The following is a 22,286-nucleotide window of genomic DNA, read 5'->3' as shown; positions in this document are numbered from 1 at the left end:
GAATTGCCGCACCATGTGGCGGCGTTCGAACGGCGCGATGCGGCCCAGGCGACGCGGCAGCGCAGGGAGGAGCACCGGACACAACGGGGCCGGTGTGCGGGCCGGCGCGTCGAGGCAGGCTGCGCGATCGCGCCGGTCGATGCACGCGCAACGAAACGCACCGGAAATGAAAAATGCCGCGCCCGCCGAAGCGGTGCGCGGCATTCGCGCGGGAGCGCCGGGACTCAGTTGGCCGGCTGATTGCTCAGGCAGCTCTTCATGAACGTCTTGCGGTCGTCGCCCTTCTTGTCGGCGGCCTGGGTGTTGCAGGCCTTCATCTTTTCCTGCTGCGACATCTTCTTCGCGGGCTTGGCCGACAGGCAGTCCTTCATGAACGCCTTGCGTTCGTCGCCCGTCTTGCCGGCGGCCTGCGCGTTACAGGCCTTCATCTTGTCCTGCTGGCTGTTCGCCGCGAAAGCGGGGGAAGCCAGCATGCCGCCGAGAAGGACTGCGGCTACGAGCGATTGGATTTTCATTTCGACACTCCCATGGGGTGAATTGCGTTCTATATCGACGCCGTCACGAAGCGCGCCGCAGCGGCAACAGGGCCGCATCGCGCCGCGCGCTCCGATTATGGCAAATCAATGTGAAAACACCAAAACGGCTTTCCTATAACGCGGCGGCCGACTCGATCGTTGACGGCACGCGTGCGCCGATCATCGGGACAAACCATGACGCGCGGCGGCCGCGTCGAGGGTGCGCGCGCCGAACTTGGCGGCGGGCCGGCCGCAAGCCATTACAATCGCGGCCATGAACACTTCGAACATTGCATCTCCTTCGTCCGCGCCGGCGTTGCCGCGCATCGCCGTACTCGCGACCGGCGGCACGATCGCCGGCGCCGCGCCGGACGCCGCCAGCACGGCCGGCTATCAGGCCGGCGCGCTCGGCGTCAACTTCCTGCTCGACGCGGTGCCGGCGCTGGCATCGGTCGCGCGCGTCGACGCCGAGCAGGTCGCGAGCATCGACAGCAAGGATCTCGCCCTGCCGCTGTGGAATACGCTCGCGGCGCGCATCGACGCGCTGATGGCCGACCCGGCGATCGACGGCATCGTGATCACCCACGGCACCGACACGCTCGAGGAAACCGCTTACGCGCTCCATCTCGTCGTGACCGGCGACAAACCGGTCGTGCTGACCGCCGCGATGCGGCCGGCTACCGCGCTGTCGTCCGACGGCCCGCTGAACCTGCTGAACGCAGTGACGGTCGCCGCGCATCCGGCCGCGCGCGGGCAGGGCGTGCTGCTCGCCTTCAACAATCGCATCCATGCCGCGCGCGACGTCGTGAAGACGAGCACCTACGCGGTCGACGCATTCCATTCGCCGGAGCTCGGTGCGCTCGGCTGGGTGCAGGACGGTCGCGTCGAGTTCGCGCGCCGCGCGACGCGCAGCCGCGACGCGCAGCTGAAGATCGCGGCCGCGTGGCCGGCGGTCGAAGTCGTCGCGAGCTATGCGGGCGCCACGCGTACGGCGGTCGACGCGCTGGTCGCGGCCGGCGTGCGCGGCCTGGTCGTCGCCGGCACCGGCAACGGCTCGATCCATGCGACGCTGCAGGCGGCGCTTGCCGATGCGGCGAACGCGGGCGTTGCCGTGGTGCGTGCGTCGCGCGTCGGCTCGGGCCACGTGATGCGCAACGGCGCCGCCAACGACGATGCGCTCGGCTTCGTGAGCGCCGGGTCGCTGAATCCGTTCAAGGCGCGCGTGCTGCTGATGCTCGCGCTCGCGAACGGCATCGACGGGCGCGACGCATTGCAGCGCGTGTTCGATACGCTGTGACGGCCGGCCGCCGATAGGGCGGCGCGTGTCGCGTGCAATGAAAAACGCAGGCCGACGGCCTGCGTTTTTCATGTTGGTGTCGCGCCGGACGCTCAGGACTGCGGCGGGATCACCAGCTTCTGGCCCGGATAGATCCGATCCGGACTCGACAGCATCGGCTTGTTCGCCTCGAAGATCACCGGGTACTTGTTCGCGTCGCCGTACACTTCCTTCGCGATCGCGGACAGCGTATCGCCCGGCTTCACGTCGTGGTACTGAACTTCCGGATCGTCCGGCTGGAGATCGTCGTCGTTGACGCCGGCGACGCCCTGCACGTTGCCGGCCGCGACCTTGACCTTCGCCTTCGTGTCGAGGTCGGGCACGCTGCCCGACAGCGTGACGGTGCGCGATGCGCCGTCGAACGCGACCGTCAGGTTCGACGTGTCGAGACCTTGCGTGTTGATGTAGTGCTTGATCGCATCGGCCGCGGTCTGGTTCGCGGCATTCGGATTTTCCGCCGCTTGCGCGTCGGCATGACCCAGCAGTTTTTCACCCGCCTCTTTGATAAACGAAAGAAGACCCATCGCTGCACTCCCTAGGTGTTGAAACGAAATGCGCCGTGAAGTGGCGAAAAAAACACCGCGCTGCACGCGCTCACCGGAGTGGCGCGCGGCGCGGCGGATTTCTCGAAAGGCGTGGCGAAAGTGTAGGCGTTCATCGCGGCGATTGCATGAAAAATCGCACGCCCGAACGTAAAGAAATGTAATACGCGAAATCCGACAGGCGGACACCCGACGACGACGTCTGACCGACCAAGGCTTCCCCGGCGTCGCCGGGTGCCGCTGCGGACCCCACCACGTCGCTCTCAGCCCAGAGCGGCGTTTTTCGCCCCGTCGCGCACGCATATCGCCATGCGCGGCAGGGCGCCCCAACGTGATGCGCGTGCAGTCGCGCATCGATGCGACCGGCCGTGGCCGGGCCGCGTGTATGTCGCGCACGTTCGCGATGGCGGCGCGCGCACGCTGCGTGATTCGCGTTATGCGTTATGCGTTATGCGATGCGCGATCAGCAATCAGCATCGCGCACCCCCGCATTACGCCTCCGGCTGTTGCCCGATCTCGAAGTTCGACATGAACTCGAGCGCGCGCACGAGCGCCGAGTGATCCCATGCGCGCCCGCCGTGCGACGCGCACACGCTGAACAGCTGCTGCGCGCTGGCCGTGTGCGGCAACGCGAGGCCGAGCTTGCGGGCGCCGTCGAGCGCGAGGTTGAGATCCTTCTGGTGCAGCTCGATGCGAAAGCCCGGCTCGAACGTGCGCTTCGTCATCCGCGCGCCGTGCACTTCGAGGATGCGCGACGCGGCGAAGCCGCCCATCAGCGCCTGGCGCACGCGTTCCGGATCGGCGCCCGAGCGCGCGGCGAACAGCAGCGCCTCGCCGACCGCTTCGATGTTCAGCGCGACGATGATCTGGTTCGCGACCTTGCAGGTCTGCCCCGCGCCGTTGTCGCCGACGAGCGTGATGTTCCTGCCCATCTTCTCGAACAGCGGTTTCGCGCGCTCGAACGCCTGCTCGGGGCCGCCGACCATGATCGTCAGCGTCGCTTCGCGCGCGCCGACTTCGCCGCCGGACACCGGCGCGTCGAGGTAGTCGCAACCGAGCGCGTTGATCTGCTTCGCGAAGGCCTGCGTGTCGAGCGGCGAGATCGAGCTCATGTCGATCACCAGCTTGCCGGCCGAGAGGCCGTTCGCGACGCCGTCGTCGGCGAACAGCACGTTGCGCACGTCGGGCGTGTCGGGGACCATCGAGATGATGACGTCCGCGTGGCGCGCGACTTCGGTCGAATTCCCGACGACCTTCGCGCGCGCGCGCAGATCGTCGGGAATCGGGAACGCGCCGTTGACGACGAGCTGATGATCGCCGTCGAGCAGGTTGCGCGCCATGTGCGCGCCCATGATGCCGAGGCCGATGAAACCGATGTGTGCCATATGAATGTCTCCTTGCTAGGGCGGAACGGAACGGCGGGCGTCAGGCTGCGCGGCGCGCCGCGCGCGGTGCGCGGCCGGCGACGTGTTGCAGCCAGCCGAGCCCTTCCGTCGTGGTGGTGCGGGGTTTGTATTCGCAGCCGACGTAGCCGTCGTAACCGAGCCGGTCGAGCAGCGCGAACAGGAACGCGTAGTTGATCTCGCCCGTGCCCGGTTCGTTGCGGCCCGGGTTGTCGGCGAGCTGGACGTGGCCGATCGACGCGAGGTTGCGTTCGATCGTCGCGGCCAGTTCGCCTTCCATGCGCTGCATGTGATAGATGTCGTACTGCAGGAACAGGTTGTCGGAGCCGACCGCGCGGATCACGTCGAGCCCTTCCGACGAGCGGTTCAGCGCGAAGCCCGGGATGTCGAAGCGGTTGCACGGCTCGACGAGCAGGCGGATGCCTTCGCGCCGGAGCGCATCGGCCGCGAAGCGCAGGTTGTCGACCATCGTGACGAACGTCTGGTCGCGTGCCGTGCTGGCCGACGGAATGCCGACCAGGCAGTTCAGCTGCGGCACCTTCAGCGCCTTCGCATATTCGATCGCGCGGCCGACGCCGTCCTGGAATTCGCCGACGCGATCGGGCAGGCACGCGATCCCGCGCTCGCCCTGATCCCAGTTGCCGGCGGGCAGGTTGTGCAGCACGACGCGCAGCCCGTGCGCGTCGAGCCGCTCGGCCAGTTCCTCCTTCGCGTACGGGTACGGGAACAGGAATTCGACGGCGTCGAAGCCGGCATCCGCGGCGGCGGCGAAGCGATCGAGGAACGGCACTTCGTTGAACAGCATGGTCAGGTTTGCAGCGAACTTCGGCATGAGCTAAGCCTCTTTGGTCGGTCGGTGAGCGGATTGCCTGCGGGTCAGTCGAGCATCGAGATCGCGGTCGGCGCGTGCTCGGCCTTCTCGGCGAGGTCCTCGAACTCGTTGATCGCATCGATTTCGGCGCCCATCGAGATGTTGGTCACGCGCTCGAGGATCACCTCGACGATCACCGGCACGCTGAACTCGTTCGCGAGCGCTTGCGCCTGCTTCAGCGCCGGCGCGATCTGTTCCGGCTTGAACACGCGCAGCGCCTTGCAGCCGAGCCCTTCGGCCACCGCGACGTGATCGACGCCATAGCCGTTCAGCTCCGGCGCATTCACGTTGTCGAACGCGAGCTGCACGCAGTAGTCCATGTCGAATGCGCGCTGCGCCTGACGGATCAGCCCCAGATACGAGTTGTTCACGACGACGTGCACGTACGGCAGCTTGAACTGCGCGCCGGCGGCGAGCTCTTCGATCATGAACTGGAAGTCGTAGTCGCCGGACAGCGCGACGATCGGACGGCTCGGGTCGGCCGCGCGCACGCCGAGCGCGGCCGGAATCGTCCAGCCGAGCGGCCCGGCCTGGCCGCAGTTGATCCAGTTGCGCGCCTTGAACACGTGCAGGAACTGCGCGGCCGCGATCTGCGACAGGCCGATCGTGCTGACGTAGCAGGTATCGCGGCCGAACACCTTGTTCATCTCCTCGTACACGCGCTGCGGCTTGACCGGCACGTCGTCGAAGTGCGTCTTGCGCTGCAGCGAGCGCTTGCGCGCCTGGCAGTCCGACACCCACGCGCTGCGGTCCTTCAGCTTGCCGGCCGCCTTCCATTCCTGCGCGACGGCGACGAACAGCTCGAGCGCGGCCTTCGCATCGGACACGATGCCGAGATCGGGGCCGAACACGCGGCCGATCTGCGTCGGCTCGATGTCGACGTGCACGAACCTGCGGCCCTTCGTGTAGACCTCGACGCTGCCCGTGTGGCGATTCGCCCAGCGGTTGCCGATGCCGAGCACGAAGTCCGCCGCGAGCATCGTCGCGTTGCCGTAGCGGTGCGACGTCTGCAGGCCGACCATGCCGGCCATCAGCGGGTGGTCGTCGGCAATCGCGCCCCACGACATCAGCGTCGGGATCACCGGCACGCCGACCGTTTCGGCGAAACGGACCAGCAGGTCTTCCGCGGCCGCGTTGATCACGCCGCCGCCCGACACGATCAGCGGCCGGTCGGCGTCGTTGAGCATCGCGAGCGCGCGCTCGATCTGCGCGCGGGTCGCCGCGGGCTTGTACACCGGCAGCGGCTCGTAGGTGTCGATGTCGAATTCGATCTCGGCGAGCTGGACGTCGATCGGCAGGTCCACCAGCACCGGGCCCGGACGCCCCGAGCGCATCAGGTGGAAGGCCTGCTGGAACACGCGCGGCACCAGCGCCGGCTCGCGCACGGTGACGGCCCATTTGGTGACGGGCTTGGCGATCGATTCGATGTCGACGGCCTGGAAGTCTTCCTTGTACAGCCGCGCGCGCGGCGCCTGGCCGGTGATCGCGAGGATCGGAATCGAATCGGCCGACGCGGAGTACAGGCCGGTGATCATGTCGGTGCCGGCCGGGCCCGACGTGCCGATGCAGACGCCGATATTGCCGGCTGCGGCGCGCGTATAGCCTTCGGCCATGTGCGACGCGCCCTCGACGTGGCGCGCCAGCACGTGGCTGATGCCGCCCGACTTGCGCAGCGCCGAGTAGAACGGGTTGATCGCGGCGCCCGGCACGCCGAACGCGGTCTGGATGCCTTCTTTCTCGAGCACCAGTACGGCGGCGTCGACGGCTCTCATCTTGGCCATGCATGTCTCCTTGAATGTACGGATCTGGCGAATCGGTCTGTTGGAGGCACTTTAGGGATGCAGGAAAGGTTTGATAAGATCAGCCGGAGTCGCTTATTTCGAAACTAAAAGTATGGAATCGCGGCCGGACGGGGCTTCCCGGCGGCTTCTCGGCCGCTTCCGGCCGTGTCGCAGCCGCGATGGAGACGAAAAATGGATCGTTTCAAGCAGATCGAGACGTTCGTGCGCGTGGCCGACGCCGGCAGCCTGGCCGCGGCCGCGCTCGAGGAAGGCGTGTCGCCGGTGGTGCTCGGGCGGCGCATCGACGCGCTCGAACGGCGCCTCGGCGTGAAGCTGATGTACCGCTCGACGCGGCGGCTGGTGGTCAGCGAGGAGGGCGCCGCGTTTCTCGAGCGCTGCCGCGGGCTGCTGTCCGAATGGGACCAGGCGGAGAACGAGCTGGCCGCGGGGCGGCGCGCGGTCAGCGGGCACCTGATCGTGTCGGCGCCGGCCGCGTTCGGCCGCAAGCACGTGGCGCCGCACGCGCCCGGCTTCCTCGCCGACAAGCCCGACATGCAGCTGTCGTTCAACCTGACCGATCGCGTGGTCGATCTCGTGCGCGAAGGCTACGACCTGTCGATCCGGATCGGCGGCTCGGTGGATCCGAACTTCGTCGCGGTGAAGCTCGCGTCGAACCGGCGTGTGGTGTGCGGCACGCCCGCGTATTTCCGCAAGCACGGCCGGCCGAAGTCGCTCGACGATCTGCTGCGGCACAACTGCCTCGCGTTCAACCTGCAGGGCGGCCAGAACCGCGGCTGGTACTTCCAGCGCCACGGCAAGATCGTGACGATGCGCGTGACCGGCAATCTCGACTGCAACGACGGCGAGCTGCTGCATCGCTGGGTCGCGGAGAGTCTCGGGCTCGGCTGGCGCTCGACCTGGGAAATCGCCGCGCAGCTCGAAACGGGCGAACTGGAAACGGTGCTCGACGAATACGCGCTGCCCGACTACGACATCCTCGCCGTCTATCCGCAGCAACGCTACGTGCCGGCGCGCGTGCGCTACTTCATCGACTACCTGCGCGACGCTTACGCGCGCCCCGGCTACTGGAGCAGCCCGCCGTGAGCGCCGCCGCGCCGTCGTCTCCGGAGCGCGCGAAGGCCCGCGCCGACGGTCCGGACGATTCAAGTCGTTGAAAACACGGCCGAATCTGCCGGGAAAAGCTGGGTCGGTGTTGCATGCGGCCCGTATCCGGGTTAGAATCTTCGGCTTCTCACTTGCCACACCGGTTCAGACGCCCGGGTGGCTTCAATCCACAAGGAGTGTGTAATGCGTCATTACGAAATCGTATTCATCGTGCACCCGGATCAGAGCGAGCAAGTGCCCGCGATGATCGAGCGTTACAAGACCACGATCACGACGCACGGCGGCCAGATCCACCGTGTCGAAGACTGGGGCCGTCGCCAGCTGGCCTACATGATCGAGAAACTCGCGAAGGCTCACTACGTCTGCATGAACATCGAGTGCGACCAGACGACGCTCGACGAACTCGAACACGCGTTCAAGTTCAACGACGCCGTGCTGCGCCACCTCATCGTCAAGATGAAGAAGGCCGAAACCGGCCCGTCGCCGATGATGAAGGAAGTTCAGCGCGAAGAAGCCAAGAAGGCGGCTGCAGCTCAGCCGACCGAAGCGCAGGCTTAAGTTCGTCACTCATTAAGCCATCAAGGAGCGCGCCCCTCACGTGAACAGGTTGCAATTGACGGCGAGCGTCGTCGAACGCGCACCGGTGCGATATACGCCGGCAGGTGTTCCGATCGCAAGCGCCACGTTGCATCACCGCACGGAGGTCGTCGAAGCAGGCATTCCCCGTCAGGTCGACATGACGATCGAAGCGGTGGCGGCCGGTGAGGCGAGCGGCAAGCTGGAAAGTCGTGAAATGGGCGTCGAGACGCTGTTCACGGGCTTCCTGGCAAAAAAGAGCCGCAACGCGAGAACCTTGGTGTTTCACATCACTGCATTGCAGGACATAGGAAAGGACTGAAATCATGGCCCGCCCGACTGGTAAGAAATTCGACAAGCGTCGTCAGCAACAAAACCCGCTCTTCAAGCGCAAGAAGTTCTGCCGCTTCACGGCTGCAGGCGTCGATCAGATCGACTACAAGGACACGGAAACGCTGAAGGACTTCATCGGCGAAAACGGCAAGATCACGCCGGCTCGTCTGACGGGTACGAAGGCGCACTATCAGCGTCAGCTGGATACGGCAATCAAGCGTGCGCGTTTCCTCGCGCTGCTGCCGTACACCGATCAGCACAAGGCGTAATCAGGCGACGCAATAAGGAGAATTCGAATGCAAATCATTCTGTTGGAAAAAGTCGCCAATCTGGGCAACCTCGGCGATATCGTCAAGGTCAAGGACGGTTACGCTCGCAACTTCCTGATCCCGAACCGCAAGGCTCGCCGTGCAACGAAGGAAGCGATCGCCGAATTCGAAGTTCGCCGCGCCGAACTCGAAAAGATCGCCGCTGAAAAGCTGGCGGCATCGCAGGCAGTCGGCGAGAAGCTGAACGGCCAAGCGTTCGAAGTCACGCAGAAGTCGGGCGTCGACGGCCGTCTGTTCGGCTCGGTCACGAACGGCGACGTCGCGGAACTGCTGAAGAAGGCAGGTTTCGAAGTCGAGAAGCTGCAAGTTCGCATGCCGGAAGGCCCGCTGAAGATGATCGGCGAGCACGTCGTTCAAGTCGCGCTGCATACGGACGTCGTCGTCGACGTCACGATCAACGTGATCGGCGACCACGCATAAGCGTACGCAAGCTTGCCGGGCGGCTTCCGCCGTCCGGACAAGGGCAGGCGCCCGGGCAACCGGGGCCTGCCTTTTTTTTGCCGATTGCCGGCAACCCGTAGCGCCGCTGCGATCTATTCGCGATAATCCCAACCCATGAACGCGCCGCAAGATCCCCAAATCGAATCGCTGAAAGTCCCGCCGCATTCGGTGGAAGCCGAGCAATCGGTGCTCGGCGGCCTGTTGCTCGACAACGCGGCATGGGACCGGATCGCCGACTTCCTGTCGCAGGGCGACTTCTATCGCTACGACCACCGGATCATCTACGAGCACATCGGCCGGCTGATCGCGGCCACGCGCCCGGCCGACGTCGTGACCGTATACGAAGCGCTGACCACGTCCGGCAAGGCCGAAGACGTCGGCGGGCTCGCCTACCTGAACGCACTCGCGCAGAACACGCCGAGCGCCGCGAACATCCGGCGCTACGCGGAAATCGTGCGCGACCGCGCGGTGCTGCGCCGGCTCGTGTCGGTCGCCGACGAAATCTCGGCCGACGCATTCAATCCGCAGGGCAAGGAAGTCCGCCAGCTGCTCGACGAGGCCGAGTCGAAGGTGTTCTCGATCGCCGAAGAGGGCGCGCGCGGCAATCAGGGCTTTCTCGAGATCGGCCCGCTGCTCACGCAGGTCGTCGAGCGGATCGACACGCTGTATCACACCGCGAACCCGAGCGACGTCACCGGCACGCCGACGGGCTTCGTCGACCTCGACCGGATGACGTCCGGGATGCACGGCGGCGAGCTGATCATCGTCGCGGGGCGCCCGTCGATGGGCAAGACCGCGTTTTCGATGAACATCGGCGAATACGTCGCGGTCGAGTACGGCTTGCCGGTCGCGGTGTTCTCGATGGAAATGCCGGGCACCCAGCTCGTGATGCGGATGCTCGGCTCGATCGGCCGGCTCGACCAGCACCGGATGCGTACCGGCCGGCTGACCGACGAGGACTGGCCGAAGCTCACCCACGCGGTGCAGAAGATGAGTGAGGCGCAGCTTTTCATCGACGAGACGGGCGGCCTGAACCCGATGGAATTGCGCTCGCGCGCGCGGCGTCTCGCGCGGCAGTGCGGCAAGCTCGGGCTGATCATCGTCGACTACCTGCAGCTGATGTCGGGTTCGTCGCAGGGCGAAAACCGCGCGACCGAAATCTCGGAAATCTCGCGGTCGCTGAAGAGCCTCGCCAAGGAACTCGACGTGCCGGTGATCGCGCTGTCGCAGCTGAACCGCGGTCTCGAACAGCGGCCGAACAAGCGCCCGGTGATGTCGGATTTGCGCGAATCGGGTGCAATCGAACAGGATGCGGACGTGATCCTGTTCATTTACCGCGACGAGGTCTACAATCCGGACAGCCCGGACAAAGGCACGGCCGAGATCATCATCGGCAAGCAGCGTAACGGTCCGATCGGCCCTGTTCGGCTCACGTTCCTGGGTCAATACACGAAGTTCGACAACTTTGCGGGAGCGCAGAACTTCTACGGCGAGTGACGCCGCTTGTAAAGTCCTAAATCGCCAAACGTTGTATCCAATCCCGGCGCGTGCATGTGCACGCGTCGCGTCGCAACCGAAAACGGTACAATGTCGCCCGTTTTCGTGACAGTAGTTTGACAATCTCTCAGGAATCCCATGTTCGGTCGATTCATGCCCACCGAGGGCAAGTTCTTTGAACTCTTCAACGCGCACGCGAAGCACATCGTTTCCGGTGGCCGCGAACTCGAACTGCTGATCGACAATCTCGCCGACGCCGAGATTCACAAGCAAAACGTGCAGACCGCCGAGAAGGCCGCTGACAAGCTCACGCACGAAGCGATCGATCTGCTGCACAAGACCTTCATCACGCCGCTCGATCGCGACGAGATCCACAAGCTGATCACGACGATGGACGACATCCTCGACCTGATGGAAGACGTCGCGACGGCCGTGTCGCTGTACGACGTGCAGTCCGTCACCTCCGAGGCGAGCCAGCTCGCGCACATCGTCACGCAATCGGCGCAACACGTGCAACAGGCCGTCGGGCTGCTGTCCGACATGAAGCAGTCGGCGCAGATCCTCAAGCAGTGCGAGGAAATCGACCGCTGGGAGTCGGAGGCCGATCGCGTGCTGCGCTCGGCGATGTCGAAGCTGTTCCGCGAGGAAGACGACGTGAAGACGCTCATCAAGCTGAAGGCGATCTACGAGCTGCTCGAAGAGATCACCGACAAGTGCGAGGACGTCGCGAACATCATCGAAGGCATCGTGCTGGAAAACGCCTGAGCGGATCACGATGCATTCGATACAACTCGCCCTATGGATGGTCGCGACGCTGGTGCTCGTCGCGCTCGTATTCGACTTCATGAACGGCTTCCACGACGCGGCGAACTCGATCGCCACCGTCGTGTCCACCGGGGTGCTGAAGCCGCAACAGGCCGTGGTGTTCGCGGCCGCGTTCAACGTCATCGCCTATTTCATCTTCCACCTGAAGGTCGCGCAGACGGTCGGCAAAGGTACGATCGACCCGGAAATCGTCGACCACTACGTCGTGTTCGGTGCGCTGGTCGGCGCGATCGGATGGAACGTGATCACCTGGTACTACGGGATTCCGTCGAGCTCGTCGCACGCGCTGATCGGCGGCCTCGTCGGCTCGGCGCTCGCGAAGTCCGGCTGGAGCGCGCTGAACATCGACGGCCTGATGAAGACCGTCGCGTTCATCTTCATCTCGCCGCTGCTCGGCTTCATCCTCGGCTCGCTGTTCATGCTCGGCGTGTCGTGGCTGTATTTCCGTACCGCGCCAAGCAAGGTCGACCGGCGCTTCCGGCGGCTCCAGTTGCTGTCGGCCGGCCTCTACAGCCTCGGCCACGGCGGTAACGACGCCCAGAAGACGATCGGCATCATCTGGATGCTGCTGATCGCGACCGGCTATGCGTCGGCGACGTCGGATGCGCCGCCCGTGTGGGTGATCGGCGCATGCTATCTGTCGATGGGTCTCGGCACGCTGTTCGGCGGCTGGCGCATCGTGCGCACGATGGGCCAGAAGATCACGAAGCTCAAGCCGGTCGGCGGCTTCTGCGCGGAGAGCGGCGGGGCGATCACGCTGTTCATCGCGTCGTTCCTCGGCATTCCGGTATCGACCACGCATACGATCACCGGCGCGATCGTCGGTGTCGGCGCGACGCAGAAGCTGTCGGCCGTGCGCTGGGGTGTGGCCGGCAACATCGTATGGGCCTGGGTGCTGACGATCCCGGCGTCCGCGCTGATCGCGGCCGGCGGATGGTGGGTCGGGCACCAGATCTTCTGATCGCGACGCCGCCCGGGTCGCATAAGAACCATGCGCCGCTAACCGAAAGGTTGCGGCGCATTTTCTTTTGCGGTGTACGGAATGCGGCGCTGCGCCGCAATGACTCAGTAGCTGCCGTTCGCGAAGCGGGCGATCGGATCGTCGGCGGTGCTGGTGCGCGGGCTGACCGGCGCCGCTTGCGTCGATGCACGCAACACCTGCACTTGCATCGGCTCGGCGCTGCCCGGCGAGTTCGGGGCAGGCATCGCGGACGGCGGTTCCGCATCGAACGCGGCCGCCTGCGCGGCCGTTAGCGCCGTCGTCGGGATCTGCGTGCCGACTTCTTCGGATGATGGGCCGATAGGCGGCAAAGCCGGCGTCATGGCCATCGTGTCGCCGCCCGCGGAGGAGACCGGCGCCGACATGCGCGGCGGCGGTTCGTACGGAGCGGCTGCGGCGGCCGTCGTCGTCGATACGGCCGGCACAGCAGCCTGCGCCGTCGCACGAGCCGGCGACGAAGCATAGGCAGGCCGCCGCACTGCCGCGGCCGCGACGACCGGCGCGGTGCTCGCGGCCGGCGCATCGCGCCGTGCCTCGTAGGTCGGGGCATCGAACGGCGTCGGCGTGCCGCGCGGCGGGGCGACGCGGCGAATGCCGTCGAAGCGCTTCGCCCAGTACGGGTTGGTCAGGTAGTCGAGCCGCACGGTGCCGCCCGTCGACGGCGCATTGACGAAGCGCAGCTTGCCGACGTAGATGCCGACGTGCGAGTGCGGCCGGCCGGTCGTGTTGAAGAAGATCAGGTCGCCCGGCGCGATCTGGTCGGGGTCGATCGACGCGCCGCGGCTGCTCATGTCGGCGGTCGTGCGCGGCAGGTTCACGTCGGCCGCGCGGCCCAGCACGTAGCGCACGAGGCCGCTGCAGTCGAAGCCGCTGGTCGGCGTGTTGCCGCCCCAGCGGTACGGAACGCCGACGAGGCTCATCGCCTGGATCGAGATTTCTTCCTGGCCGACGCTGTGATCGACGAAATTCGGGAAATTGGCCGGAGCGGGGAACGCGCGCGGTGTCGTGATCTTCATGCCCGCGCTGCGCGATGCGGACTGCGGCGGCACGCTGGAGCAGGCCGCGAGCAGTGAGACGACGGCGACGGGAACCCAGATTCGAAGCATGACAAGGTGACGAGCGCGCTGCGCGCGAATCGTATGACGACAGACACACCCGATGGTAGACGGTCCCACGGGCCTCACGCAACCATTCGTGAGAATTTACTTGAAGTTTCGCGCGTAAGTCACGCGTTTCGCGACGCAGGCGCGCGAATGCTTTCGACCCTGAAATAAAAACGGCGCTCCGAACCGGAGCGCCGCAGCAGGTCGAGGCCCGGCAGAACGTCGGGCGTATCGCGTTACAGGATGTCCGACGCGTAGTCGGCGAGCCGCGAGCGTTCGCCGCGCGCGAGCGTCACGTGGCCGCTGTGGCCCCAGCCCTTGAAGCGGTCGACGACGTAGGTCAGGCCCGAGCTGCCTTCGGTGAGGTAGGGCGTGTCGATCTGCGCGATGTTGCCGAGGCACACGATCTTCGTGCCGGGGCCCGCGCGCGTCACGAGCGTCTTCATCTGCTTCGGCGTCAGGTTCTGCGCTTCGTCGATGATCAGGTACTTGTCGACGAAGGTGCGCCCGCGCATGAAGTTCATGCTCTTCACCTTCAAGCGCGAACGGATCAGCTCCTGCGTGGCCGCACGGCCCCATTCGCCGGCCGCGTCGTCGGTCTTCTGCAGCACTTCGAGGTTGTCGTCGAATGCGCCCATCCACGGCTGCATCTTCTCTTCCTCGGTACCGGGCAGGAAACCGATGTCCTCGCCGACGGGCACCGTCGCGCGCGTGACGATGATCTCGTTGTAGCGCTTGTCGTCGAGCACCTGCGCGAGGCCGGCCGCGAGCGCGACGAGCGTCTTGCCGGTGCCGGCCTGGCCGAGCAGCGTGACGAAGTCGATCTCGGGATTCATCAACAGGTTCAGCGCAAAGTTCTGCTCGCGGTTGCGCGCGGTGATGCCCCACACGTTGTTCTTGTGATGGCTGTAGTCGCGCAGCGTCTGCAATAGCGCCGTCTTGCCGTTCAGCTCGCGCACGATCGCGTGGAACGTCGGCTCGCCGTTCTGCGGCTCGAGATAGACGAACTCGTTGACGAGCATCGACGCGACGAGCGGGCCCGTCACGCGGTAGTAGGTGGTGCCCGTCTTCGTGTCCTGCCAGCTCTCCATCCCCTTCGCGTGCTTGGTCCAGAAGTCCTGCGGCAACTCGCGCACGCCGTTATAGAGGAGATCCTTGTCCTCGAGTACCTGGTCGTTGAAGTAGTCTTCCGCGGGCAGGCCGAGCGCATGCGCCTTGATCCGCATGTTGATGTCTTTCGACACCAGCACGACCTGACGGTCCGGCCGGTCGCGCTGCAGCGCGCGCACGACGCCGAGGATCTGGTTGTCCGCCTTGCCCGCCGGCAGCCCTTCGACCGGAGCGATGTCGGCCAGCCTGGTCTGGAAGTACAGGCGGCCGAGCGCCTCGCGGCTGCCGAGTCGCGACAACGGAATGCCAGCCGAGATCGGGCCGCCGTCGGCGACCAGCGCGTCGAGCGTGCGGCTGACTTGGCGCGCGTTGCGCGCGACTTCGGACATCCCCTTCTTGTGGTTGTCGAGTTCCTCGAGCGTCATCATCGGCAGATAGACGTCGTGTTCCTCGAAACGGAACAGGCTGCTCGGGTCGTGCATCAGCACGTTGGTGTCGAGCACGAACAGCTTCTGCTGTTCGACCTCGGCCGGCTTGCGGCTGCGCGACTTCGGCGCCGCGCCGGCATCGCGCGCGGGCGCGGCGGCCGGTTTGCCGGCGGCCGGCTTGTCGTCGCGTGCGACGACCGGAGCGGGGGAGGCCGGTGCGGCGGGTTCGGCGGGCGGCTGGAGCGGCTGCAACAGCGCCGCGGTCTGTTTGGTCCTGCGACCGCGTGCGGGCGCGCTCGCGGTTTCCTGCGCCGGCGCCGCGACGGCGCGCAGCGGCGCGGCCGTATTCGCGGCTTCGGTCATCGGTTGGGCCACGCTGGCCGGGCCGTAGTCACCGGCTGTGGATGCGTCCCCTTCGGCGGATTTCTTCGCGGCTTTCGCGGGCCGCGCTTTCGCCTTGTATTCGTCGGGCGGCAGCAGGCTGCCGAGCTTGCTGGGGGGGGTAGGCAAAGGCATGGTGTCCCTCGGGAGGAATCGTGTCGCATGAAGTGCGCCGCTGATCGCATCCTGCGTGACGTAGACGCATGCAGTTTGCGCGCGGTGGCGCACAGGAATTTCGTCTAGCCGGTTCGCCTAAGTGTCGATCAACTCCTTCACGGGGTGCCGGCCGGACCGAGGCCCGGCGCGCAATCCATAAAAAAAGCCGCTGCCCCGTCGACAGGGACATGCGGCTCGGCTGATACCGTCGTGATGCGCGTCAGATGCCGGAAAGCGTCGCAACGGACACCGGCGCAGCTACGAGAAATATGGGGCGAACTGGCATTCATTGCGGCCCAATATAACGCGCCTCAAAGCGCTTGTACAGCACTTAGCACGTCGTCCACGTGACCGGGTACCTTGATGCCGCGCCATGCCTGGCGAAGCACGCCGTCGGCGTCGATCAGGAACGTCGAGCGCTCGATGCCGCGTACTTCCTTGCCATACATTTTCTTCATCTTGATGACATCGAACAGCGTGCACAGCGCTTCGTCGGCATCCGAAATCAGCGGGAACGGCAGCTCGAGTTTCGCCTTGAAGTTGTCATGCGAGCGCAGGCTGTCGCGCGACACGCCGATCACTTCCGCGCCGGCCTTCGTGAACTTCGGATAGAGATCGCGGAACTGCAGGCCTTCGGTCGTGCAGCCCGGCGTGTTGTCTTTCGGATAGAAATACAGGACGAGCTTGCGGCCCTTGAGGCCGGACAGCGAAATGTCGCCGCCCGTCGCGGGTGCGGTGAAATCGGGAACTTGACGGTCAACTTCGACGGACACGTGTTTCTCCTGTTGTTATGGAAAGGCGCCGCTCGGGCGGCGCGTTCGGCGGGGTGTCGCGGCGGCACGCCGAAGCGGCGAGCCGAAACGGCAAGCCGAAACGACAGCGCCGGCTGGGCCGGCGCGCGCGAACTCAGTCGGGCTGGACGATCAGTTCGCCGGAGCGGCCGGGGATCTCACCCCACGCGACAGGGTACGATGGCAGCGAGTCGCGGTCCAGCGTTGCGTGGTAATCGCCCATCGTCGCAAACGTGTGGCCCTGCGCACGCCAGCCGGCGAGCAGTTGCTCGAACACCGGCGCGAGTTTCTGGCCTTCGAGTTCCGCATGCAGCGTGAACACCTGATCGTGCGGATTGGTCTCGGTGAACTTCAGCAGATGCGCGGCGACGTTGTGCGTGTCGATGCCGTCGATGCCGAGCACCTCGTCGAGCGTCGGCAGCGTGGTGGGCATCTGCACGTGCGACAGCGTGCGGCCGCCCACCACCGGCAGATACGGCGAATGGCCGCGACCATCGGACGCATAGTGCATCCCCCATGCGTCGATCTGCTCGAATGCCGCGTCGTTCATCTGCCAGCCGGCCGCGCCGTGCGTGACGGGCGGCGCACCGAAGATGTCGACGAAGCGCGCGTGGCTCTTCTGCATTTCACGCGTGGTCCAGTGGCGATCGCGCACGCGCACGTTGTCTTGCCAATACACGTGATCCCACGTATGGATCCCGCACTCGAAGCCGGCCTCGTGGATCGCGCGCATGTCGGCGATCGCACGGCGGCCGATGTCGGGGCCCGGCAGCAGCACGCCGTACATCAGCTGCTTCACGCCGTAGTGCTCGACCACCGACGTACGCGACACCTTCTGCAGGAAGCCCGGCCGGAACACGCGCCGCAGCGCCCAGCCCGTATGATCGGGGCCGAGGCTGAACAGGAAGGTTGCGCGCGCACTGAAGCGGTCGAAGATGCGCGCGAGATTCGGCACGCCTTCGCGCGTGCCGCGCAGCGTGTCGACGTCGATCTTGAGGACGATGCGAGCCAAGCGTGCGTCCCGTCAGTGCTGCTGCTCGACCAGCGCGCGCGCGTCGGCGACATGGCCGCGATACGCTTCGAAGATCTTGCGCAGCGCGTCGTCGAACGTCGATTGCGGCGCCCACGCGAGCTCCTGCATCGTGTTGTCGATCTTCGGCACGCGGTTCTGCACGTCCTGGTAGCCGTTGCCGTAGTACGCGCCCGAGGTCGTCTCGACGAGCTTCACCTGCTTGGCCGAATCGGCGTACTCGGGGAATTCCGCCGCCAGTTCGAGCATCTTGTGCGCGAGCTCGCGAACCGAGAAGTTGTTGTGCGGATTGCCGATGTTGTAGATCTTGCCCGACGCGACGCCGCCCTTGTTCTCGATGATCTTCATCAGCGCGCTGATGCCGTCGTCGATGTCGGTGAACGCGCGCTTTTGCGAGCCGCCGTCGACGAGGCTGATGTTCTCGCCGCGCACGATGTGGCCGAGGAACTGCGTGACCACGCGCGAGCTGCCTTCCTTCGGCGTGTAGATCGAGTCGAGGCCCGGGCCGATCCAGTTGAACGGACGGAACAGCGTGAAGTTCAGGCCTTCCATCCCGTAGCCCCAGATCACGCGGTCCATCAGCTGCTTCGAGCACGCGTAGATCCAGCGCGGTTTGTTGATCGGGCCGTAGGTGAGCGCCGATGCGTCCGGATCGAACTGCTCGTCCGAGCACATGCCGTAGACCTCGGAGGTCGACGGAAACACGAGGTGCTTGCCGTACTTGACGGCCGAACGCACGATCGGCAGGTTCGCCTCGAAGTCGAGCTCGAACACGCGCAGCGGCTGCTTCACGTAGGTGGCGGGCGTCGCGATCGCGACCAGCGGCAGGATCACGTCGCACTTCTTCACGTGATACTCGACCCACTCCTTGTTGATCGTGATGTCGCCTTCGAAGAAATGCATCCGCTCGTGGTTGACGAGGTCGCCCAGCCGGTCGGTCTGCATGTCCATGCCGAACACTTCCCAATCGGTGGTTTCAAGAATGCGCTTCGACAGGTGATGGCCGATGAAGCCGTTCACACCCAGGATCAGGACTTTTTTTGCTTTCATGAATGACGGGAAGAATGAATGAACTGCGCGAATTCGGCCGGCGTCACGACGGTTTCGCTGCCGTCGCGCTGCTGCCACAGCTCGAGAATGGATAGGGCGCGGCTGTCGCCGCAGACGCCGAATAGCGCATTATCGCTTACGTGCAGGCCGGCGGGCAAATTCGCCGCGGCCGTCGCGGCGGCGCTGCCGGGCGCCGCGAGGCGCGCGCGCGCGATCACGAAGCGCGTGCCGCCGACGTCGGTGAACGCGCCCGGATAAGGCGGCGCGACGGCGCGCACGAGGTTGTAGACCTGCGCGGCCGGCTTCGACCAGTCGATGCGGCCGTCCTCCGGCTTGCGTCCGCCGTAGTAGCTGCCGCTCGCGAGATCGTTCGGCAGGTGCGGCGCGTCGCCGGCCAGCAGCGCGGGCAGCACGCGCCAGAGCGTCTGCTCGGCGGCGACCGTGACCTTGTCGAACACCTGCGCGGCCGTGTCGTCGGGCAGGATCGGCACGGCCGTCTGGCCGAGGATCGCGCCGGCGTCGGGCTTCGCGGCCATCTCGTGCAGCGTCGCGCCGGTTTCCGTTTCGCCGTTCAGCACGGCCCAGTTGGTCGGCACGCGGCCGCGGTATTTCGGCAGCAGCGAACCGTGCATGTTGTACGCGCCGCGCGGCGCGATCGCGAGCAGGTCCACCGGCAGCATGTGGCGGTAGTAGAACGAGAAGATGAAATCGGGGCGCGCATCCGACACCGCGCGACGCAGCGCGGGGTCGGACGGATCGGCCGGCGTGACGACCGGGATGCCGTGTTCGGCGGCGACGGACGCGACGCTGCCGAACCAGATGTTCTCGCTCGGGTTGTCTTCGTGCGTGACGACGAGCGCGACGTCGACGCCGCGCGCCAGCAGCACCTGCAGGCAGCGCACGCCGACGTTGTGATACGCGAACACGACGGCGCGCGGCTTCATCGTGCGGCTCCCGTACGGTCGGCGGCGGCCGGCACCGCGGGCACGCCGTCGTGCTGTTCGAGCACGGCCTGGACCAGATAGCGCGGCCGTGCGCGCACCTGCTGGTAGATGCGGCCGATGTATTCGCCGAGCAGGCCGAGCGCGAACAGGATCACGCCGAGCAGGAAGAACGTGATCGCGAACAGCGTGAACACGCCTTGCACTTCCGCGCCGACGATGAAGCGGCGCACCAGCAGCAGCACGAACAGCGCCGCGGAGCCGAGCGACAGGATCACGCCGATGAACGACAGCCACTGCAGCGGCACGACCGAGAAGCCGGTGACGAGATCGAAGTTCAGCCGGATCAGGCTGTACAGCGAGTATTTCGACTGGCCCGCGAAGCGCTCCTCGTGCGCGACCTCGATTTCGGTCGGGTTCTGCGCGAACGTATAGGCGAGCGCCGGGATGAACGTGTTGACTTCGCCGCACACGTTGATGGTGTCGATGATGCGGCGGCTATACGCGCGCAGCATGCAGCCCTGGTCGGTCATCTTGATCCGCGTGATGCGCTCGCGCAGCCGGTTCATCACCCGCGACGCCTTGCGCCGCCACAGGCTGTCCTGGCGCTGCTTGCGGATCGAGCCGACGTAGTCGTAGCCCTCGCGCATCTTCGTGATCAGCTTGCCGATCTCCTCGGGCGGATTCTGCAGGTCGGCGTCGAGCGTGATCACGATGTCGCCGCGCGACTGCGCGAAGCCCGCGAGGATCGCCATGTGCTGGCCGTAGTTGCCGTTGAGCAGCACGACGCGCGTCGTGTCGGGACGCACGTGGAACTGGTCGGCCAGCATCGCGGCCGAGCGGTCGCGGCTGCCGTCGTTGATCAGGATCACTTCGTACGACGTGCCGAGTGCGTCGAGTGCCGGGTAGAGCCGCGCGAACAGCGCGTCCAGGCCGTCTTCCTCGTTGTACACGGGGATGATGACCGATACCTCCGGGGGCGCGGCGCCCGGATGCCCGGCGCGTGCTTCAAGGTGATTCATGTACGCTTACTTTCCGTATTGTTCGCAAATCTGATTGATGGCGTCGGCCACGCGACGCACGTCGTCTTCCGTCATCTGCGTGAACAGCGGCAGCGTGACGGTCGAGGCGCCGTACCGTTCGGCGTGGGGGAACATGCCCTCCTTGAAGCCGCGCGCACGATACAGCGTGAAAAGATGGATGGCCGGATAGTGGACGCCGGTGCCGATGCCGCGCTCCTTCATCTGCGCCATGAAATCGGCGCGCGAGAGCGACAGCCGCTCGAGCGGCAGCGTGACCTGGAACATGTGCCAGTTGCTGTTCTCGAAGTCGGCGACCGGCAGGCCGAGCCCGAGCTTCACGGCCGCACCGCCGTCGAGCGCGGCGAAATACGCGCGCGCGAGCGCCCGGCGCTGCGCGGTGAAGCGTTCGAGGTGCGGCAGCTGACCGAGGCCGACGCGCGCGGCGACGTCGGTCAGGTTGTACTTGCCGCCGAGCACGTCGCAGTCCATGCCGTCGAAGCCGGTGCGCGTGATGCCCTGCAGCCGGTACTTCTGCGCGAGCGCCGCCTCGTCCTCATCGTTCAGCACGAGTGCGCCGCCTTCGATCGTCGTCAGGTTCTTGTTCGCGTGGAAGCTGAACGACACGATGTCGCCGATCGCGCCGATGCGCTGGCCTTTCCACGTCGAGCCGAGCGCCTGCGCGGCGTCTTCGATCACGCGCAGGTCGTGCGCGCGGGCGATCGCGTACAGGCGGTCCATGTCGACCGGCAGGCCGGACAGGTAGACCGGGATGATCGCCTTCGTGCGCGGCGTGATCGCCTGTTCGAGCTTGTCGAGGTCGATGTTGCGCGTGACCGGATCGATGTCGGCGAACACGGGCGTCGCGCCGGTTTCGATAATCACGTTGCTGGTCGACACCCACGTGGCGGGCGTGGTGATCACCTCGTCGCCAGGGCCGACGCCCGCGATGCGCAGGCCGATCTCGAGCGTGCAGGTGCCGGAGTTGAACGCGCGCACCGGACGGCCGCCGCAGTACTCGGACAGCGCGGCCTCGAACTTCTGGTTCTGCGGGCCGGTGGTGATCCAGCCCGAGCGCAGCACTTCGACGACGCCCTGAATGGTTTCCTCGTCGATTTCGGGGCGGGTGAACGGCAGGAACGGAGCGGTAGTCTGGCTCATGAACGCGTTGGCCTGTAATGGCGTGTAATAAAGGGGTCGGGCGATCCGGTCCGAAACCGGCATTAAACACCGGTTGTCGGATTCGTACCGTGATTTTTTGTAGGCGGGCGCTTAATGCACATCTGGCACACAGGACACGCAACGCCCGCCGCGCACGGTCAGCTGCGCGCGAGCACGAGCACGCCGATCAGGATGATGCCGATGCCGACGAGCCGCTGGACCGACAGCACTTCGCCGAACAGATACCACGCGGCGAACGCGTTGACGACGTAGCCGAGCGACAGCATCGGGTACGCGATCGACACGTCGACCCGCGACAGCCCGACGATCCATACGACCACGCTGAGCACATAGCAGCCGAGGCCGCCGATGATCGGCAACTGGGTCGCGATCTTCAGCCCGACGGGGATGATGTTCGCACGGCTGAATTCGAAGTGTCCAACGGCGTTGACGCCGGCTTTCAGCAACAGCTGGGCGCATGCATTGAGCATCACGCCGGTGATGATGCAGACGAACGAAACGGGATTCATGCGACGGACGTC

24 protein-coding genes and 1 pseudogene are annotated in these 22,286 nt (G+C 65.8%); 10 read left to right on the top strand and 15 right to left on the bottom strand.

Annotated features, from left to right (window positions below; genetic code table 11):
- Nucleotides 1-224 precede the first annotated feature (224 nt).
- Nucleotides 225-515, bottom strand: a complete 291-nt coding sequence (locus MYA_RS08100) for a PsiF family protein (RefSeq protein WP_041493839.1) — start codon at nucleotides 513-515, stop codon at nucleotides 225-227.
- A 274-nt stretch (nucleotides 516-789) separates the two neighbouring features.
- Between MYA_RS08100 and MYA_RS08095 the strand changes: the two genes are divergently transcribed.
- Nucleotides 790-1,812, top strand: coding sequence for an asparaginase (locus tag MYA_RS08095; protein ID WP_011885029.1), 1,023 nt, complete (start codon nucleotides 790-792; stop codon nucleotides 1,810-1,812).
- Nucleotides 1,813-1,904: 92 nt separating this feature from the next.
- Here MYA_RS08095 and lysM read toward each other — a convergent pair whose 3' ends face one another.
- The 5 genes from lysM to gcl form a co-directional block, all read right to left on the bottom strand.
- Entirely contained in the window at nucleotides 1,905-2,375 is a 471-nt protein-coding gene (gene lysM / locus MYA_RS08090) for a peptidoglycan-binding protein LysM (RefSeq protein ID WP_014723131.1), read from the bottom strand.
- Nucleotides 2,376-2,386: 11 nt separating this feature from the next.
- Complete coding sequence (locus tag MYA_RS32400) at nucleotides 2,387-2,509, bottom strand: hypothetical protein (RefSeq protein ID WP_014723130.1); 123 nt, start codon at nucleotides 2,507-2,509, stop codon at nucleotides 2,387-2,389.
- Between the two features lie 375 nt (nucleotides 2,510-2,884).
- Nucleotides 2,885-3,778 carry a 2-hydroxy-3-oxopropionate reductase gene (locus MYA_RS08085; RefSeq protein WP_014723129.1) on the bottom strand — a complete coding sequence of 298 codons (894 nt, stop codon included), beginning with the start codon at nucleotides 3,776-3,778 and terminating at the stop codon, nucleotides 2,885-2,887.
- Nucleotides 3,779-3,818: 40 nt separating this feature from the next.
- Nucleotides 3,819-4,628 carry a hydroxypyruvate isomerase gene (gene hyi, locus MYA_RS08080; protein ID WP_034195369.1) on the bottom strand — a complete coding sequence of 270 codons (810 nt, stop codon included), beginning with the start codon at nucleotides 4,626-4,628 and terminating at the stop codon, nucleotides 3,819-3,821.
- Nucleotides 4,629-4,672: 44 nt separating this feature from the next.
- Nucleotides 4,673-6,448, bottom strand: a complete 1,776-nt coding sequence (gene gcl, locus MYA_RS08075) for a glyoxylate carboligase (RefSeq protein ID WP_014723128.1) — start codon at nucleotides 6,446-6,448, stop codon at nucleotides 4,673-4,675.
- A gap of 192 nt (nucleotides 6,449-6,640) precedes the next feature.
- Between gcl and MYA_RS08070 the strand changes: the two genes are divergently transcribed.
- The 8 genes from MYA_RS08070 (at nucleotide 6,641) to MYA_RS08035 (ending at nucleotide 12,535) form a co-directional block, all read left to right on the top strand.
- Complete coding sequence (locus MYA_RS08070) at nucleotides 6,641-7,552, top strand: LysR family transcriptional regulator (protein ID WP_011885024.1); 912 nt, start codon at nucleotides 6,641-6,643, stop codon at nucleotides 7,550-7,552.
- Nucleotides 7,553-7,756: 204 nt separating this feature from the next.
- A complete protein-coding gene (gene rpsF / locus MYA_RS08065; RefSeq protein ID WP_006755436.1) occupies nucleotides 7,757-8,131 on the top strand; it encodes a 30S ribosomal protein S6 in 375 nt (124 codons plus the stop codon).
- A gap of 40 nt (nucleotides 8,132-8,171) precedes the next feature.
- The gene (gene priB / locus MYA_RS08060) at nucleotides 8,172-8,471 is read left to right on the top strand and encodes a primosomal replication protein N (protein WP_011885023.1); all 300 of its coding nucleotides are present in this window, start codon (nucleotides 8,172-8,174) and stop codon (nucleotides 8,469-8,471) included.
- Between the two features lie 4 nt (nucleotides 8,472-8,475).
- Nucleotides 8,476-8,751: a 30S ribosomal protein S18 gene (gene rpsR / locus MYA_RS08055; RefSeq protein WP_011885022.1), complete on the top strand. Its 276-nt coding sequence runs from the start codon at nucleotides 8,476-8,478 to the stop codon at nucleotides 8,749-8,751.
- Between the two features lie 27 nt (nucleotides 8,752-8,778).
- Nucleotides 8,779-9,231: a 50S ribosomal protein L9 gene (rplI, locus tag MYA_RS08050; protein WP_011885021.1), complete on the top strand. Its 453-nt coding sequence runs from the start codon at nucleotides 8,779-8,781 to the stop codon at nucleotides 9,229-9,231.
- 135 nt (nucleotides 9,232-9,366) lie between these two features.
- On the top strand, nucleotides 9,367-10,749 hold the full coding sequence (locus tag MYA_RS08045; protein WP_011885020.1) for a replicative DNA helicase: 1,383 nt from the start codon (nucleotides 9,367-9,369) through the stop codon (nucleotides 10,747-10,749).
- 138 nt (nucleotides 10,750-10,887) lie between these two features.
- Complete coding sequence (locus tag MYA_RS08040; protein WP_011885019.1) at nucleotides 10,888-11,514, top strand: DUF47 domain-containing protein; 627 nt, start codon at nucleotides 10,888-10,890, stop codon at nucleotides 11,512-11,514.
- A gap of 10 nt (nucleotides 11,515-11,524) precedes the next feature.
- Nucleotides 11,525-12,535 (top strand): inorganic phosphate transporter, encoded by a 1,011-nt coding sequence (locus MYA_RS08035; protein WP_011885018.1) that lies wholly within the window; start codon nucleotides 11,525-11,527, stop codon nucleotides 12,533-12,535.
- A gap of 104 nt (nucleotides 12,536-12,639) precedes the next feature.
- On the opposite strand, the gene MYA_RS08030 is transcribed toward MYA_RS08035, so the two are convergent.
- Both MYA_RS08030 and MYA_RS08025 read right to left on the bottom strand, forming a co-directional pair.
- The gene (locus MYA_RS08030) at nucleotides 12,640-13,680 is read right to left on the bottom strand and encodes a C40 family peptidase (RefSeq protein WP_011885017.1); all 1,041 of its coding nucleotides are present in this window, start codon (nucleotides 13,678-13,680) and stop codon (nucleotides 12,640-12,642) included.
- A gap of 233 nt (nucleotides 13,681-13,913) precedes the next feature.
- Complete coding sequence (locus MYA_RS08025; RefSeq protein WP_011885016.1) at nucleotides 13,914-15,731, bottom strand: PhoH family protein; 1,818 nt, start codon at nucleotides 15,729-15,731, stop codon at nucleotides 13,914-13,916.
- Here MYA_RS08025 and MYA_RS32560 point away from each other — a divergent pair.
- Nucleotides 15,627-15,868 (top strand): annotated as a pseudogene (locus MYA_RS32560) (hypothetical protein); the annotation flags it as partial. The gene MYA_RS08025 and the pseudogene MYA_RS32560 overlap by 105 nt on opposite strands.
- A 195-nt stretch (nucleotides 15,869-16,063) precedes the next feature.
- Here MYA_RS32560 and MYA_RS08020 read toward each other — a convergent pair.
- The 7 genes from MYA_RS08020 to MYA_RS07990 form a co-directional block, all read right to left on the bottom strand.
- Nucleotides 16,064-16,525, bottom strand: a complete 462-nt coding sequence (locus tag MYA_RS08020) for a peroxiredoxin (protein ID WP_011885015.1) — start codon at nucleotides 16,523-16,525, stop codon at nucleotides 16,064-16,066.
- Nucleotides 16,526-16,658: 133 nt separating this feature from the next.
- The gene (locus MYA_RS08015; RefSeq protein ID WP_011885014.1) at nucleotides 16,659-17,555 is read right to left on the bottom strand and encodes a polysaccharide deacetylase family protein; all 897 of its coding nucleotides are present in this window, start codon (nucleotides 17,553-17,555) and stop codon (nucleotides 16,659-16,661) included.
- 12 nt (nucleotides 17,556-17,567) lie between these two features.
- Entirely contained in the window at nucleotides 17,568-18,623 is a 1,056-nt protein-coding gene (locus MYA_RS08010) for a bifunctional UDP-4-keto-pentose/UDP-xylose synthase (protein ID WP_011885013.1), read from the bottom strand.
- Nucleotides 18,620-19,567, bottom strand: a complete 948-nt coding sequence (locus MYA_RS08005) for a formyltransferase (protein ID WP_011885012.1) — start codon at nucleotides 19,565-19,567, stop codon at nucleotides 18,620-18,622. Before MYA_RS08005 ends, MYA_RS08010 begins: the two co-directional genes overlap by 4 nt.
- Nucleotides 19,564-20,586 carry a glycosyltransferase gene (locus MYA_RS08000; RefSeq protein WP_011885011.1) on the bottom strand — a complete coding sequence of 341 codons (1,023 nt, stop codon included), beginning with the start codon at nucleotides 20,584-20,586 and terminating at the stop codon, nucleotides 19,564-19,566. The genes MYA_RS08005 and MYA_RS08000 overlap by 4 nt, the downstream gene beginning before the upstream one ends.
- A gap of 6 nt (nucleotides 20,587-20,592) precedes the next feature.
- Nucleotides 20,593-21,744 (bottom strand): DegT/DnrJ/EryC1/StrS family aminotransferase, encoded by a 1,152-nt coding sequence (locus tag MYA_RS07995; protein WP_034195391.1) that lies wholly within the window; start codon nucleotides 21,742-21,744, stop codon nucleotides 20,593-20,595.
- Nucleotides 21,745-21,902: 158 nt separating this feature from the next.
- The gene (locus MYA_RS07990; protein WP_011352303.1) at nucleotides 21,903-22,274 is read right to left on the bottom strand and encodes an EamA family transporter; all 372 of its coding nucleotides are present in this window, start codon (nucleotides 22,272-22,274) and stop codon (nucleotides 21,903-21,905) included.
- Between the last annotated feature and the right edge of the window lie 12 nt (nucleotides 22,275-22,286).

This window comes from Burkholderia sp. KJ006, assembly GCF_000262695.1.
Classification (GTDB): Bacteria; Pseudomonadota; Gammaproteobacteria; order Burkholderiales; family Burkholderiaceae; genus Burkholderia; species Burkholderia vietnamiensis.
Note: the sequence above shows the minus strand (reverse complement) of the source record. Positions and strands in the feature narration are given on the sequence as shown.